The following is a 15,084-nucleotide window of genomic DNA, read 5'->3' on the forward strand; positions in this document are numbered from 1 at the left end:
TTTGCAAAAATAATAAATTATCCTTGACGTTGTTTATACTTAGGATTTTTCTTGTTAATAACATACAAACGGCCATTACGTCTAACGATTTTGCATTCCGGCGTACGTTTCTTTAATGATGCTCTTACTTTCATATCTTATATTTCTTTTATTTATATCTAAAAACAATTCGTCCCTTTGACAAATCATAGGGAGACATCTCTACCCTCACCTTATCTCCGGGTAATATTTTAATGTAATGCATTCTCATTTTGCCAGAAATATGAGCGGTAATCTCATGTCCGTTTTCCAGCTCAACACGAAACATTGCATTCGACAATGCTTCAACGATAACTCCATCTTGTTCTATTGCAGATTGCTTTGCCATATTAAATTGCTTTATCTCCTAATACTTGTTCTATAAATTCAAATGATGACAATATATCAGCTTTATCCAAACCAATAGCCACCGTATGTTCAAAATGGGCAGCCCACTTACGGTCACGTGTACGTACCGTCCAATTATCACTTTCCATTACAATTTGACGATTACCTTGTGTAATCATCGGCTCAATGGCGATGCACATTCCTTTTTTCAACATCGTTCCTGTTCCTCGCTTTCCATAGTTAGGCACTTGAGGGTCTTCATGCATTTCTTTACCAATACCATGACCGACAAATTCACGTACCACACCATAAGAATGAGCTTCACAATGCTGCTGAACGGCATACCCAATATCACCTAAACGCTTGCCATGGACAGCTTGTTCAATTCCCTTATAAAGAGCTTCTTTGGTTGTTTTCAACAGTTCCAATATCTCCGGAGCAACCTCTCCTACACAAAAAGTATAGGCGGAATCACCACAGAAACCATTCATATACGTGCCACAATCAACAGAGATAATATCACCCTCCTTTAAAGGAATATCATTGGGGATTCCGTGAACAACTTGTTCATTAACCGAAGCACAAATCGAACCCGGAAAAGGACCGCCATAAGGATTAGGAAATCCCTTGAAAGTAGGAACAGCACCATGATCGCGAATAAATTCTTCCGCTACCTTATCCAGCTGTTTCGTTGTTACACCCGGCTTTATCATTTTAGCCACTTCGGCCAAAGTTCTCCCCACGAGGAGATTACTTTGGCGAAGCAACTCTATTTCATCATCTGTCTTAAGAAATATCATTCGATATTATTTTAATATGCACCTATATTTCCTGAACGTCCTCTTATTCTTCCCGAACTCAAGAGACCGTCATAGTGACGCATCAACAAGTGGCTTTCAACTTGCTGCAGCGTATCAAGAACAACACCTACAAGAATCAGCAACGATGTTCCGCCGAAGAATTGAGCAAACTCGGCCTGAACTCCGAAGACTCCTGCAAATGCAGGTAAAATAGCAATAATAGCCAAGAAGATAGATCCCGGTAACGTAATGCGTGACATGATCGTATCGATGTAATCGGCAGTACTTTTACCCGGCTTTATCCCCGGAATGAAACCGTTATTTCTCTTCATATCTTCCGCCATCTGATTAGGATTAATCGTAATAGCTGTGTAGAAATAGGTAAATACAATAATAAGAATTGCAAAAATCAGATTATACCAAAAGCTGGTATGGTCAATCAAAGCACGAGCCACACCCGTTGCACTTTCCATGTTAGAAAATCCAACAATCGTAATAGGAATAAACATAATTGCCTGAGCAAAAATGATAGGCATTACGTTTGCAGCATTTACTTTCAGCGGAATGTACTGGCGAGCACCTCCATATTGTTTATTACCTACAATTCTTTTTGCGTACTGTACAGGAATCTTGCGAACTCCCTGAACCAATAAAATTGCAGCAGCTATTACAGCAAGCAAGCAAACAAGTTCAATCAAGAACATGATGATACCACCCGCTCCCGGAGAAGCTAAGCGTGATACAAATTCACCGGAAAATGATTGAGGCAAACGAGCAATGATACCCACCATAATTATCAATGAAATACCATTACCAATTCCTTTATCCGTGATTCGCTCACCAAGCCACAAGATGAACATACTACCTGCTGCCAAAATGATGGTAGAAGTAATAATAAAGAATGTCCAATCTAATGAAGCATTAAGGGCAGGACCTGCTTGCATTTTCAAATTTATCAAATAAGAAGGAGCCTGGAAAATCAGAATAATAATCGTCAAGATACGTGTATACTGATTAATCTTACGACGTCCACTTTCTCCTTCACGCTGAAGTTTCTGGAAATAAGGAACAGCAATAGCCAGCAACTGAATCACAATAGACGCAGAAATATAAGGCATAATTCCCAATGCAAAGATGGAAGCATTAGAGAAAGCTCCACCGGAAAACATATTCAGCAAAGCAAGAAGGCCTTCACTCGTTTGTTCATGCAATCTTGTTAACATAGTAGGATCAATACCGGGCAAAACCACGTACGAACCAAACCTGTAGATTGCAACAAACAATATAGTAATGAGGATCCGCTTTCTCAGATCCTCAATATTCCATATATTCTTTAATGTTTCAATAGATTTTCTCATTGAATCAGAGTTTTACTGCATTACCACCAACGGCTTCGATTGCAGCTACCGCACTTTTAGAGAAAGCGTTTGCTTCCACTTCAAGTTTGGCAGTTAAACTACCGTTACCAAGAACTTTCACTAATTGATTAGAAGAAATGAAACCAGCTTCAATAAAGTCTTTCAATCCGACCTTAGACAGATTTTTAGCTTCTGCTAACTTCTGTACCACATCAAGATTAATGGCTTTGTATTCAACACGGTTAATATTCTTGAAACCAAACTTCGGAACACGACGCTGAAGAGGCATCTGACCACCTTCAAAACCGATTTTCTTAGAATAACCCGATCTTGACTTTGCGCCTTTATGACCTCTCGTAGAAGTACCGCCTAAACCAGAACCAGCACCACGACCAATTCTTTTTCTTGTTTTGACAGCACCTTTTGCAGGACGTAAACTATTTAAATTCATATTGCAAAATTCTTTAAATAACTATTACTTAACGATGGTAACCAAGTGTCTCACCTTTTCAACCATACCTAAAATTGAAGGATTCTCTTCGTGTTCAACCACACGATTCATCTTACGAAGTCCCAATGCATCCAAAGTCTTCTTCTGATCTTTCGGAGCACCAATTCTACTTTTTATCTGTTTGATCTTAATAGTTGACATGTGTTTATCCTCCTTATCCTCTAAATACTTTTTCTAAACTTACACCTCTATTTTGAGCAATCATGCGAGCATCTCTCATTTCACTCAAAGCCAAGATGGTAGCTTTAACAAGATTATGCGGGTTTGACGAACCTTTTGATTTTGCCAAAACGTCAGTAATACCTACACTTTCCAAAACGGCACGCATTGCACCACCAGCAACAACTCCAGTACCGGTAGAAGCCGGTTTAATGAAAACCTTTGCACCACCGAATTTTGCAGATTGTTCATGAGGAACAGTTCCTTTCAAAACCGGAACACGAGTCAGATTTTTCTTTGCAGATTCTACACCCTTTGCAATAGCTGCTGTAACTTCACCTGCCTTACCAAGTCCCCAACCAATGATACCATCTTCATTACCAACTACTACAATAGCAGAGAAACTGAAAGTTCTACCACCTTTAGTAACTTTAGTAACACGGTTGATTGCAACCAATCTATCCTTTAATTCTATATCATTAGTGATCTTAACTCTATTATAAACTGCCATAATTCATTAAAATTTAAGTCCACCGTTACGAGCGGCATCAGCCACTTCTTTTACTCTCCCATGATACAAGTAACCGTTACGGTCGAATACGACAGTCGTAATACCGGCTTCCTGAGCTTTTTTTGCGATCAGTTCGCCAACTTTAGCAGCTTGTTCTTTTTTCGGCATAACTTCCATGCCCAAAGAAGATGCAGCAGCCAACGTTCTACCGCTCAAATCGTCAATAAGCTGAACATAAATCTGCTTATTACTTCTAAACACACTCATACGCGGACGTTCAGACGTTCCTGAAATCTTATTGCGTACTCTATATTTAATCTTGATTCGTCTTTCTATTTTTGTTGTCATAATTATACGATTTTATGTGAATTACTTAGCGCCAGCTGATTTACCAGACTTTCTACGAATCTCTTCACCAACAAATTTAATACCTTTTCCTTTATAAGGTTCCGGCTTACGGAAAGAACGTATTTTTGCACAAACCTGACCAAGCAACTGTTTGTCACAAGATTCCAATATAATAAGTGGGTTTTTGTTTCTTTCTGATTTTGTTTCGACCTTGATTTCAGGCGGTAACTGCATAAAGATATTATGCGTATAACCCAATGCGAAATCAATAACATTACCATTATTTGAAGCACGGTAACCAACACCTACCAACTCCAATTCTTTCTTGTAACCTTCAGAAACACCTACTACCATGTTGTGAATCAAAGCACGATACAAACCATGATAAGCATGACGCTGTTTCGGGTTATCAAGCATTGCATTTTCATCTTCTTTCAACACCACATGACCGTCTGCAACCTCTACTGATATCGCGGGATTTACAAACTGGCTCAATTCACCTTTAGGGCCTTTAACGTTTACTACGTTATCCTTCAGAGTAACTGTTACTCCAGCAGGAATACTAATGGGTAATTTACCTATTCTTGACATTGCTTATCCTCCTACATTAATATACATAGCAAAGAACTTCACCACCTATCTTCAAAGCTGAAGCCTCTTTGTCTGTCATCACACCTTTGGAAGTAGATATAATAGCAATACCTAATCCATTAATAACTCTCGGCATGTCTTTGTAGCCGGTATACTTACGCATACCCGGAGTAGATACTCTTTCAAGTTTCTTGATAGCGTTAACTTTATTAACGGCATCATACTTCAAAGCAACTTTGATAGTACCCTGAGGACCATCTTCTACAAATTTGTAGTTCAGAATATAACCTTTTTCAAACAAGATTTTAGTGATCTCCTTTTTCAAGTTTGAAGCAGGTACTTCCACTACTCTGTGCTTAGCACTAATTGCATTTCTCAATCTAGTGAGATAATCTGCGATTGGATCTGTCATATATTTAACTGTTAAATTAATCAGGACTACCCTGACAATATTTAATAATAAAAAATTACCAGCTTGCTTTCTTTACCCCCGGAATCAAACCATTAGAGGCCATTTCACGGAACTGAATACGTGAAATTCCGAACTGACGCATATAACCTTTCGGACGTCCAGTCAACTTACAACGGTTATGCAAGCGAATCGGATTAGCGTTCTTAGGAATAGACTGCAATTTCTGAGCAGCTTCAAAAGCTTCTGCAGGATCCCCTGTCCGTACAATCTTCTTCAGCGCAGCACGTTTTTCAGCATATTTGGCTACCAGCTTAGCTCTCTTGACTTCGCGAGCTTTCATTGATTCTTTTGCCATATCTTATCAATCTTTTTTAGCGTTTTTAAACGGTAAACCGAACTCTTTCAACAAAGCATAACCTTCTTCGTCTGTTTGCGCAGAAGTTACAAAGGTAATGTTCATTCCGAGAATCTTCGTAATGCTATCAATATTGATTTCAGGGAAAATTATTTGCTCCTGAATACCCAACGTATAATTACCTCTTCCGTCGAATTTGCTTTCGATACCTTTGAAGTCACGAATACGCGGCAAAGCTACACGAACCAATTTTTCAAGGAATTCGTACATTCTCTCGCGACGCAAAGTTACCATCACGCCGATAGGCATTTTTTTACGCAACTTGAAATTCGCGATATCTTTACGAGATACTGTCGCAACAGCTTTCTGACCCGTGATTGCAGTCAATTCATTGATAGCAACATCTATAATCTTCTTATCAGCCACAGCCATACCCAAACCCTGATTAATAACAATTTTTTTCAAAACAGGGATCTGCATAGATGAAGAGTATTGGAACTGATTCTTCAACGCAGGAGCAATGCGCTCTGCATATTCTTTCTTAAGGCTTGCAGTATTACTCATTATTAAATCTCCTCTCCTGATTTTTTAGCATAACGAACAAATGTTCTTCCATCAGAACTTTCTCTTCTACCTATACGAGTCGGTTTACCCGTTTTCGGATCAACCGGATTCAAGTTGGAAATGTGAATAGGAGCTTCCTGCTTCACAATACCGCCCTGAGGATTTTTAGCATTAGGTTTGGTATGCTTTGATACCATATTAATACCTTCTACCAGAGCACGTCCTTCTTTAACGAGAACTTTCAACACACGGCCAGTTTTCCCCTTGTCTTCACCGGAGTTTACATAAACTGTATCGCCTTTTTTAATATGTAATTTACTCATTACTTAAATCTTTTACAAAATTAAAGTACTTCAGGTGCAAGTGAAACCACTTTCATATTGACAGCACGCAATTCTCTCGCTACCGGGCCAAAGATACGACTTCCCCTAATTTCGCCTGCGTTGTTCAACAGAACACAAGCATTATCATCAAAACGAATATAAGAGCCGTCAGCACGACGAATCTCTTTCTTTGTACGCACGATCAAGGCCTTAGATACCGCACCTTTTTTAATATCACTTGAGGGGATAACGCTTTTTACAGCAACAACAATAACATCCCCAACAGAGGCGTAACGTCTTTTTGTACCGCCCAAAACACGAATACAAAGAGCTTCTTTTGCGCCGCTGTTATCACATACTGTAAGTCTGGATTCTGCTTGTATCATAATTACTTAGCTCTTTCGATAATTTCAACCAATCTCCATCTCTTCATTTTGCTCAAAGGACGAGTTTCCATAATGCGAACGGTATCACCCATCTGACATTCATTCTTTTCGTCATGAGCATAGTATTTCTTCGTTTTAGAAACGAACTTTCCATAAATAGGGTGTTTCTCTTTAAACTTAGCAGCAACAGTAATGGTCTTGTCCATTTTATTGCTAACCACAACACCCGTTCTTTCTTTTCTTAAATTTCTAGCTTCCATGAGGACCATTATTATTTGTTAAGTTCTCTCCGACGCAACTCACCCTTCATACGCGCAATCGTCCGACGCAACTTCGCAATCTGCATAGGATTTTCCAACGGAGAGATCGCATGATTTAAAACCATCTGATTGTAATTGGCGATTTCAGTTTGAACTCTTTCTGCCAATTCGTTGGTAGCTAATTCTCTAATTTCTGCAATCTTCATAATTCATTAAGCATTTTGACTTGCGTCGTAATCACGTCTAACAATAAACTTAGTAGTAACAGGAAGTTTCTGAGCTGCAAGACGCAGAGCTTCTTTTGCTACATCAAAAGATACACCTTCTACTTCGATCAATATACGACCCGGAGTTACAGGAGCCACAAAACCTTCCGGAGCACCTTTACCTTTACCCATACGTACGTCTGCCGGCTTACGAGTAATAGGTTTATCCGGGAATATACGGATCCAAATCTGACCTTGACGTTGCATATATCTTGTTACAGCAATACGAGCTGCTTCAATTTGGCGACCTGTGATCCATTTCGTTTGCAATGACTTAATACCAAATGAACCAAAAGCCAACTGATGACCTCTCTGGGCATTGCCTTTCGCGCTACCTTTCTGCTGTCTTCTGAATTTTGTCTTTTTCGGTTGTAACATAATTCCTAAAATTCAAATTCGTTAGCGATTGTTGTTTTTCTTTCTACGGAAATTCTTTCCGCCATTGTTACCGTTTCCGCCACGGCCATTGTCTTTTGTTTGAGTAAAGTTTGGAGCCAATTCACGTTTTCCATAAACCTCACCACGACAAATCCAAACCTTAATACCTAACAAACCAACTTTAGTCAACGCTTCTGCATGACAATAGTCGATGTCAGCACGGAAAGTGTGCAGCGGAGTACGTCCTTCCTTATACATTTCAGAACGCGCCATTTCTGCTCCGTTCAAACGACCAGAAATAAGCACCTTGATACCCTCAGCACCCATACGCATGGTATTCGCAATAGCCATCTTAATAGCACGACGATAAGCAATCTTGCCTTCAACCTGACGCGCAATATTATTAGCAACAATCACTGCGTCAAGTTCCGGTCTTTTTACTTCGAATATATTAATTTGGATATCCTTATCGGTGATCTTCTTCAACTCTTCTTTCAACTTATCAACTTCTTGACCACCTTTACCAATGATAATTCCCGGGCGAGCAGTACAAACAGTAATTGTCACCAATTTCAGCGTACGTTCAATAACAATTCTTGAAACGCTGGCTTTTGCAAGTCTGGCGCTCAGATACTTACGAATCTTGCTATCTTCAACCAAAGCATCGCCATAATTTTTGCCACCGTACCAGTTAGAATCCCATCCTCTGATAATTCCTAAACGGTTGCTTATCGGATTAACTTTCTGTCCCATCTACTCTTAATTTTTATCATTAGTATTTTTAGAATCAACGAACAAAGTCACATGATTTGAACGTTTGCGAATTCTGTAACCTCTACCCTGCGGAGCCGGTCTCATTCTTTTCAGAGTTGCTCCTCCATCAACAAAAATCTTAGATACAAACAATTCGCCGTCTTCAGCTTTACGTTCGTTTTTCTGTTCCCAATTAGCAATAGCAGAGCGCAACAGTTTTTCCACTCTTGCAGAAGCCTCTTTTGAAGAGAATTTCAAAACGCCAAGTGCACGGTTTACTTCCATACCGCGAATCATGTCAGCCACGAGACGCATTTTACGCGGAGAAGTAGGCACATTTCGCAATTTTGCAAAATACATGGTTTTAAGGGCTTCTTTTCTTTTTTCAGCCGATATTCTTTTTCTTGCTCCCATTATATTTATTACTTTATTATTTCAATTTAAAGTATCCTGCTATTATTTTTTCTTGTTACCAGCATGACCACGGAATGTACGCGTTGGAGCAAACTCACCCAACTTATGTCCAACCATGTTTTCAGTAACGTAAACAGGAATAAATTTGTTTCCGTTATGAACTGCAATAGTATGCCCTACGAAATCAGGCGAAATCATTGAAGCTCGAGCCCAAGTCTTAACAACTGATTTCTTGCCGCTTTCATTCATAGCCAGCACCTTCTTTTCCAGTTTTACATTAATATATGGACCTTTTTTTAATGAACGACTCATAATTTACTCAATTAATCAGTTATTACTTTCTTCTCTCAATAATATACTTAGAAGATTGCTTCTTAGGTGCTCTTGTCTTCAAGCCCTTAGCATACAAACCTTTGCGTGATCTCGGGTGTCCTCCAGAAGCACGTCCTTCACCACCACCCATCGGGTGATCAACAGGGTTCATAACCACACCACGGTTGTGCGGACGACGTCCTAACCAGCGAGAGCGTCCAGCCTTACCTGAAGCCTCCAAAGCATGGTCAGAATTACCAACACTACCGATAGTAGCCTTACAAGAGCTCAAGATTTTTCTTACCTCACCAGAAGGCAATTTAATCACACAATACTGACCTTCACGAGAAGTCAACTGAGCAAAATTTCCAGCCGATCTTACCAAAGCAGCACCTTGTCCCGGACGCAATTCAATATTATGAATCACCGTACCTACAGGGATATTCTCCAAAGGAAGAGCGTTACCAATCTCAGGCGCCGCATCTGCCCCAGACAATATTGTGCTACCTACCTGTAATCCATTAGGAGCAATAATATATCGTTTTTCACCGTCAGCATAAAACAACAAAGCGATACGAGCCGAACGATTCGGATCGTATTCAATTGTTTTAACCACTGCCGGAACACCGTCTTTATTTCTCTTAAAATCAATAACACGATATTTTCTCTTGTGACCGCCACCGATATAGCGCATGGTCATTTTTCCTACATTGTTACGGCCACCCGTAGAACGTTTTCCATATACAAGAGATTTTTCTGGTACCGATGCAGTAATTTCTTCAAAAGTACCAATAATTTTGTGTCTCTGCCCCGGTGTCGTGGGCTTAAATTTACGTACTGCCATCTTCTACTTAAATATTGCTATAAAAATCAATAGTATCACCTTCTTTCAACGTAACAATCGCTTTCTTATAAGCATTTGTACGTCCTTTGATAAGACCCGATTTTGTATAACGAGTCTTATTCTTGCCTGCATAACGCATCGTATTTACAGCAAGAACAGTCACATTATATAAAGCCTCGATTTCACGCTTAATTTCCAATTTGTTAGCGTCAGGACGAACAATAAACCCAAAACGATTGAGTTTATCGGTCAACTTCGTCATTTTCTCCGTAACCAACGGTTTAATAATCATTCCCATATTACTTCTGCCTCCTTTTATTTAACTAAGGTTTCCTCGATAGCTTTCAAAGCACGTTCTGTAACGACAAGAGTTTCCGCATTCAATACAGCGTATGTATTCAGTGCAGAAGCTATCGCCAAATTAGTGCGCTCCAAATTACGAGCCGACAAATATACGTTTTTATTTGCTTCAGGCAAAACCATAAGCAGCTTTTTGCCAGCTACTTTAAGATTATTCACAACATTTACAAAATCTTTTGTTTTAGGAGCTTCAAAAGAGAAGTCTTCAACAACTACGATGTTATTAGCCTGAGCCTTATAAGACAATGCTGACTTACGAGCCAAAACTTTAACTTTCTTGTTAAGTTTGAAGCCATAGTCACGAGGTTTCGGACCAAAAACACGAGCACCGCCTACCAACAACGGAGAATTAATATCACCGCGACGTGCACCGCCGCCACCTTTCTGACGTCCTAATTTACGCGTAGACCCGCTGATTTCGCTTCTTTCTTTAGACTTATGAGTTCCTTGACGTTGGTTAGCCATGTACTGCTTTACGTCCAGATAGATAGCGTGGTCATTCGGAGCGATTCCGAAAACAGCTTCATTCAAAGCCACTTTTCTTCCGGTATCTTCACCCTTGATATTTAATACGTTAACTTCCATTATTTCTCAATTAATACGATTGAACCTTTGCAACCCGGAACAGAACCCTTAATCAACAGCAAGTTATGTTCAGGAATTACTTTTAATACCTGCAAGTTATGAGTTGTTACTCTGTCGCCGCCCATGTGACCTGCCATACGCATTCCTTTGAATACTTTTGCAGGGTATGAACATGCACCGATAGAACCCGGTTTACGGGCACGGTTGTGCTGACCGTGAGTAGTCTGACCCACACCACCGAATCCATGACGTTTTACTACGCCCTGAAAACCTTTACCTTTAGAAGTACCAACAACATCAACATAAGCTGCATCGTTGAACAGTTCTACGGTAATAGTGTCACCTAAATTCAATTCCTCTGAGAAATCTTTGAACTCGGCCAAGTGTCTCTTAGGAGTTACTCCTGCCTTTTTAAAATGACCCATCAACGGTTTGGTAGTATGTTTCTCTTTCATGTCTTGGAAACCTACCTGAACGGCAGCATAGCCATCTTTTTCTACAGTCTTAATCTGAGTAACTACACAAGGACCAGCTTCGATAACAGTGCATGGCACATTTTTGCCATCAGCACTGAAAACGGATGTCATTCCGATTTTCTTTCCTAATAATCCTGGCATTTCAATTAAATTTTAATTCATTAAACTTTAATTTCTACTTCTACTCCACTCGGCAATTCCAATTTCATCAAAGCATCTACTGTTTTTGCAGTTGAGCTATAAATGTCGATCAGCCGTTTGTAAGAAGACAATTCAAACTGTTCACGTGACTTTTTGTTAACGAAAGTCGAACGGTTTACGGTAAAAATACGCTTGTGTGTCGGCAATGGAATCGGACCACTTACAATAGCACCCGTAGCCTTCACAGTTCTTACAATCTTTTCAGCTGACTTGTCTACCAAGTTGTGATCGTAAGATTTCAGTTTAATTCTGATTTTCTGACTCATGTGTTATTTATTAAATAATTAAATGTTATAAATAAATGAAGCATGAGGGTTAAGAGTCATTCGCTAACCCTCATCAGCTTCAAATTTTCTATTGTTATACCAAGTCTACGCGACCTTTAACTTCTTCCAACACAGTCTTAGCGATAGAGCTTGAAACCTGTGAATGATGATCATAAGTCATTGAAGACGTAGCACGACCTGAAGTAATCGTACGCAAAGCTGTTACATAACCGAACATTTCTGCCAGCGGAACCATTGCTTTAACGATACGAGCACCAGAACGGCTGGTTTCCATACCTTCTACCTGACCACGGCGTTTGTTCAAGTCACCGATAACATCACCCATGTTTTCTTCCGGAGTTACAACTTCCAGCTTCATAATGGGCTCCATCAATACCGGTCCTGCCTTCACGCACGCATTCTTGTAGGCTTGGATTGCACAGATTTCGAAAGACAACTGGTCAGAGTCTACCGGGTGGAAAGAACCATCCTTCAACACAACCTTCAATGAATCGAGCGGGAAGCCTGCCAAAACACCATTCTTCATAGCTGTTTGGAAACCTTTCTGTACAGAAGGAATAAATTCCTTAGGCACATTACCACCCTTCACTTCATCAATGAATTGCAGACCACCTTGCTTCCAGTCTTCATCAACCGGACCTACGGTTACAATAATATCGGCGAACTTACCACGACCACCAGACTGCTTCTTATAAACCTCGCGCAGTTCAACAGTCTTCGTAATTGCTTCCTTATAGTTAACCTGCGGGCGACCTTGATTACATTCTACTTTGAACTCACGTTTCAAACGGTCAATGATGATATCCAAGTGAAGCTCACCCATACCAGAGATAACCGTCTGACCTGTCTGTTCGTCGGTACGAACTGTAAATGTCGGGTCTTCTTCTGCCAATTTAGCCAAACCATTAGAAAGTTTATCAAGGTCTTTCTGAGTCTTAGGCTCAACAGCGATACCGATAACCGGTTCAGGGAAGTCCATAGATTCAAGAACGATAGGAGCTGTTTCATCACACAGCGTATCGCCTGTACGGATATCCTTAAATCCAACACCGGCACCAATATCTCCTGCTCCGATTACTTCTACCGGATTCTGTTTGTTTGAGTGCATCTGGAACAAACGAGAAACACGTTCTTTTTTACCAGAGCGAGAGTTGTAGATATAAGAACCAGCTTCAACCTTACCTGAATAAACACGGAAGAATGTCAAACGTCCTACATACGGGTCAGTGGCAATCTTAAATGCCAAAGCCGCAGTTTTTTCGTTTTCATCCGGTTTGCGGTCTTCTTCAGCACCTGTATTCGGATTTGTACCGACAATGTTCGGAGTATCCATCGGCGACGGCAAGAATGCACACACATAATCCAGCAAAGTCTGAACACCCTTGTTCTTGAATGAAGAGCCACACAACATCGGAACGATTTCCATCTTCAAAGTTCCGGCACGCAACGCACGCAAGATTTCTTCTTCGGTAATCGTTTCAGGATCTTCGAAGTATTTTTCCATCAGCGCATCGTCGAACTCGGCAACTTTTTCCAACATTTTGCCTCTCCACTCTTCTGCTTCAGCCAACAGATTTGCCGGGATTTCCTCTACGTCGTAATCAGCACCCATCGTTTCATCGTGCCACAGGATAGCTTTCATCTTAATCAGGTCTACTACCCCTTTGAAGTTTTCTTCTGCACCGATAGGAATTACTACAGGACACGGATTAGCGCCTAACACGTCTTTCATCTGGCGAACCACTTCAAAGAAGTCGGCACCTGAACGGTCCATCTTATTTACATAACCGATACGAGGCACATTATATTTATCAGCCTGACGCCATACGGTTTCTGACTGAGGTTCAACGCCACCTACCGCACAATAAGTTGCCACTGCACCGTCAAGCACGCGCAATGAACGTTCAACTTCTGCAGTAAAGTCCACGTGTCCCGGAGTATCAATCAAGTTGATTTTATACTTATTACCTGCATAGTTCCAATATGTGGTTGTAGCAGCCGAAGTAATGGTAATACCACGCTCTTGTTCCTGCTCCATCCAGTCCATCGTAGCCGCACCATCATGAACTTCACCGATTTTATGAGTCAAACCGGTATAGAACAGAATACGTTCAGAAGTCGTAGTCTTACCGGCGTCGATGTGCGCCATGATACCGATGTTACGGGTCAAATGCAAATCATGTTTAGCCATTTTGTTTCCTTCTTTAATTTATTGTTATACTTGATTGATTAGAATCTGAAGTGAGCGAATGCACGGTTAGCTTCAGCCATACGGTGCATGTCTTCCTTACGTTTAAATGCTCCACCCTGTTCGTTGTAAGCGTCAAGAATTTCAGCACACAATTTGTCTGCCATTGACTTACCGCCACGTTTGCGGGCAAAAGAAATCAAGTTTTTCATTGAAATCGATTCCTTACGTTCAGGACGAATTTCAGTCGGAACTTGGAAAGTTGCACCACCGATACGGCGAGATTTAACTTCCAGTTGCGGAGTTACATTATCCAAAGCTTTTTTCCAAACATCCAAAGCTGATTTTTCTTCACCCGGAAGTTTGTTTTCAATTGCTTTCAGTGCATTGTAGAAGATTTCGTAAGCAGTATTCTTTTTACCGTCATACATCAGATGATTCACGAATTTTGAAACCTTCTGTTCATTGAATACCGGATCCGGCAGGATCACACGTTTTTTAGGTTTTGCTTTTCTCATTTTGTTTGATAATAATGTTTAAGTTTGGGGCTGCATTTTTGTTTTCTTCAACGCTTCCTCCGAAGCATTTACTCAACCTTAAAGCCTTTCCTGCAAACCAAAACGAAATTAATAAAAGTCTTTTCTAAAGGATTGACTCGGCAGGTTTATTATTTCTTACCCTTTCCTGCCGGAGCTGCTTGTCCCGGTTTCGGACGCTTAGCGCCGTATTTTGAACGTCTTTGCGTACGTCCTGCTACACCGGCAGTATCCAATGTACCGCGAACGATGTGATAACGTACACCCGGAAGGTCTTTCACACGACCACCGCGTACCAATACGATTGAGTGCTCCTGCAAGTTGTGACCTTCTCCCGGAATATAAGAGTTCACTTCCTTAGAGTTTGTCAGACGTACACGGGCAACTTTACGCATTGCTGAGTTCGGTTTTTTCGGAGTTGTAGTGTAAACACGCACGCACACACCACGTCTCTGCGGACATGAATCCAGCGCCGGAGATTTACTCTTGTCAACCAAAACCTTTCTTCCTTTTCTTACTAACTGTTGAATAGTAGGCATT

At 40.6% G+C, this 15,084-nt stretch carries 28 protein-coding genes; all 28 read right to left on the bottom strand.

The genetic code is table 11. The annotated features are described in order from the left end of the window. Positions 1–17 precede the first annotated feature (17 nt). The 28 genes from ykgO to rpsL all read right to left on the bottom strand — a co-directional run bounded on the left by ykgO (position 18) and on the right by rpsL (position 15,083). Positions 18–134, bottom strand: a complete 117-nt coding sequence (gene ykgO, locus M3085_RS09185) for a type B 50S ribosomal protein L36 (RefSeq protein ID WP_002558051.1) — start codon at positions 132–134, stop codon at positions 18–20. Between the two features lie 14 nt (positions 135–148). Continuing rightward, complete coding sequence (infA, locus tag M3085_RS09190; RefSeq protein ID WP_002558052.1) at positions 149–367, bottom strand: translation initiation factor IF-1; 219 nt, start codon at positions 365–367, stop codon at positions 149–151. 1 nt (position 368) lies between these two features. Continuing rightward, entirely contained in the window at positions 369–1,166 is a 798-nt protein-coding gene (map, locus tag M3085_RS09195; RefSeq protein ID WP_191710227.1) for a type I methionyl aminopeptidase, read from the bottom strand. A gap of 11 nt (positions 1,167–1,177) precedes the next feature. Beyond that, positions 1,178–2,524, bottom strand: a complete 1,347-nt coding sequence (gene secY / locus M3085_RS09200; protein ID WP_191710226.1) for a preprotein translocase subunit SecY — start codon at positions 2,522–2,524, stop codon at positions 1,178–1,180. Positions 2,525–2,528: 4 nt separating this feature from the next. Next, the gene (gene rplO, locus M3085_RS09205; protein ID WP_191710225.1) at positions 2,529–2,975 is read right to left on the bottom strand and encodes a 50S ribosomal protein L15; all 447 of its coding nucleotides are present in this window, start codon (positions 2,973–2,975) and stop codon (positions 2,529–2,531) included. 24 nt (positions 2,976–2,999) lie between these two features. Next, on the bottom strand, positions 3,000–3,176 hold the full coding sequence (rpmD, locus tag M3085_RS09210) for a 50S ribosomal protein L30 (RefSeq protein ID WP_191710224.1): 177 nt from the start codon (positions 3,174–3,176) through the stop codon (positions 3,000–3,002). 13 nt (positions 3,177–3,189) lie between these two features. Then, the gene (gene rpsE, locus M3085_RS09215; protein ID WP_191710223.1) at positions 3,190–3,705 is read right to left on the bottom strand and encodes a 30S ribosomal protein S5; all 516 of its coding nucleotides are present in this window, start codon (positions 3,703–3,705) and stop codon (positions 3,190–3,192) included. Positions 3,706–3,711: 6 nt separating this feature from the next. Further along, on the bottom strand, positions 3,712–4,053 hold the full coding sequence (rplR, locus tag M3085_RS09220) for a 50S ribosomal protein L18 (RefSeq protein ID WP_191710222.1): 342 nt from the start codon (positions 4,051–4,053) through the stop codon (positions 3,712–3,714). A 21-nt stretch (positions 4,054–4,074) separates the two neighbouring features. After that, positions 4,075–4,644, bottom strand: coding sequence for a 50S ribosomal protein L6 (gene rplF / locus M3085_RS09225; protein ID WP_191710221.1), 570 nt, complete (start codon positions 4,642–4,644; stop codon positions 4,075–4,077). 16 nt (positions 4,645–4,660) lie between these two features. Beyond that, positions 4,661–5,056 (bottom strand): 30S ribosomal protein S8, encoded by a 396-nt coding sequence (gene rpsH, locus M3085_RS09230; protein ID WP_191710220.1) that lies wholly within the window; start codon positions 5,054–5,056, stop codon positions 4,661–4,663. A 55-nt stretch (positions 5,057–5,111) separates the two neighbouring features. Further along, a complete protein-coding gene (rpsN, locus tag M3085_RS09235) occupies positions 5,112–5,411 on the bottom strand; it encodes a 30S ribosomal protein S14 (RefSeq protein ID WP_191710219.1) in 300 nt (99 codons plus the stop codon). Positions 5,412–5,417: 6 nt separating this feature from the next. After that, positions 5,418–5,975: a 50S ribosomal protein L5 gene (gene rplE, locus M3085_RS09240; protein ID WP_007559375.1), complete on the bottom strand. Its 558-nt coding sequence runs from the start codon at positions 5,973–5,975 to the stop codon at positions 5,418–5,420. 2 nt (positions 5,976–5,977) lie between these two features. Further along, positions 5,978–6,298 (bottom strand): 50S ribosomal protein L24, encoded by a 321-nt coding sequence (gene rplX / locus M3085_RS09245; protein ID WP_191710218.1) that lies wholly within the window; start codon positions 6,296–6,298, stop codon positions 5,978–5,980. Between the two features lie 20 nt (positions 6,299–6,318). Next, positions 6,319–6,684 carry a 50S ribosomal protein L14 gene (rplN, locus tag M3085_RS09250; RefSeq protein WP_191710217.1) on the bottom strand — a complete coding sequence of 122 codons (366 nt, stop codon included), beginning with the start codon at positions 6,682–6,684 and terminating at the stop codon, positions 6,319–6,321. A 2-nt stretch (positions 6,685–6,686) separates the two neighbouring features. Continuing rightward, on the bottom strand, positions 6,687–6,944 hold the full coding sequence (rpsQ, locus tag M3085_RS09255) for a 30S ribosomal protein S17 (RefSeq protein WP_191710216.1): 258 nt from the start codon (positions 6,942–6,944) through the stop codon (positions 6,687–6,689). An 11-nt stretch (positions 6,945–6,955) separates the two neighbouring features. Next, complete coding sequence (gene rpmC, locus M3085_RS09260; protein WP_191710215.1) at positions 6,956–7,150, bottom strand: 50S ribosomal protein L29; 195 nt, start codon at positions 7,148–7,150, stop codon at positions 6,956–6,958. Positions 7,151–7,156: 6 nt separating this feature from the next. Then, the gene (gene rplP, locus M3085_RS09265) at positions 7,157–7,588 is read right to left on the bottom strand and encodes a 50S ribosomal protein L16 (RefSeq protein WP_191710214.1); all 432 of its coding nucleotides are present in this window, start codon (positions 7,586–7,588) and stop codon (positions 7,157–7,159) included. 21 nt (positions 7,589–7,609) lie between these two features. Then, entirely contained in the window at positions 7,610–8,341 is a 732-nt protein-coding gene (gene rpsC, locus M3085_RS09270) for a 30S ribosomal protein S3 (protein WP_191710213.1), read from the bottom strand. Positions 8,342–8,347: 6 nt separating this feature from the next. Then, entirely contained in the window at positions 8,348–8,755 is a 408-nt protein-coding gene (gene rplV, locus M3085_RS09275) for a 50S ribosomal protein L22 (protein WP_191710212.1), read from the bottom strand. A gap of 42 nt (positions 8,756–8,797) precedes the next feature. Continuing rightward, on the bottom strand, positions 8,798–9,067 hold the full coding sequence (gene rpsS / locus M3085_RS09280) for a 30S ribosomal protein S19 (RefSeq protein ID WP_013618002.1): 270 nt from the start codon (positions 9,065–9,067) through the stop codon (positions 8,798–8,800). Positions 9,068–9,089: 22 nt separating this feature from the next. Then, complete coding sequence (gene rplB, locus M3085_RS09285) at positions 9,090–9,911, bottom strand: 50S ribosomal protein L2 (protein WP_191710211.1); 822 nt, start codon at positions 9,909–9,911, stop codon at positions 9,090–9,092. Between the two features lie 7 nt (positions 9,912–9,918). Next, entirely contained in the window at positions 9,919–10,209 is a 291-nt protein-coding gene (gene rplW, locus M3085_RS09290; protein WP_178255866.1) for a 50S ribosomal protein L23, read from the bottom strand. Positions 10,210–10,226: 17 nt separating this feature from the next. Continuing rightward, entirely contained in the window at positions 10,227–10,856 is a 630-nt protein-coding gene (gene rplD / locus M3085_RS09295) for a 50S ribosomal protein L4 (protein ID WP_178255865.1), read from the bottom strand. After that, complete coding sequence (rplC, locus tag M3085_RS09300; RefSeq protein WP_178255864.1) at positions 10,856–11,473, bottom strand: 50S ribosomal protein L3; 618 nt, start codon at positions 11,471–11,473, stop codon at positions 10,856–10,858. Before rplC ends, rplD begins: the two co-directional genes overlap by 1 nt. A gap of 20 nt (positions 11,474–11,493) precedes the next feature. Then, positions 11,494–11,799: a 30S ribosomal protein S10 gene (rpsJ, locus tag M3085_RS09305; protein ID WP_002558075.1), complete on the bottom strand. Its 306-nt coding sequence runs from the start codon at positions 11,797–11,799 to the stop codon at positions 11,494–11,496. 94 nt (positions 11,800–11,893) lie between these two features. Beyond that, the gene (fusA, locus tag M3085_RS09310) at positions 11,894–14,011 is read right to left on the bottom strand and encodes an elongation factor G (RefSeq protein WP_178255863.1); all 2,118 of its coding nucleotides are present in this window, start codon (positions 14,009–14,011) and stop codon (positions 11,894–11,896) included. 38 nt (positions 14,012–14,049) lie between these two features. Beyond that, complete coding sequence (gene rpsG / locus M3085_RS09315; protein WP_178255862.1) at positions 14,050–14,526, bottom strand: 30S ribosomal protein S7; 477 nt, start codon at positions 14,524–14,526, stop codon at positions 14,050–14,052. A gap of 149 nt (positions 14,527–14,675) precedes the next feature. Beyond that, complete coding sequence (gene rpsL, locus M3085_RS09320; protein ID WP_013618009.1) at positions 14,676–15,083, bottom strand: 30S ribosomal protein S12; 408 nt, start codon at positions 15,081–15,083, stop codon at positions 14,676–14,678. Position 15,084: the final 1 nt, after the last annotated feature.

The organism is Bacteroides caecicola (assembly GCF_023337095.1).
In the GTDB taxonomy this organism is placed as follows: Bacteria; Bacteroidota; Bacteroidia; order Bacteroidales; family Bacteroidaceae; genus Phocaeicola; species Phocaeicola gallinarum.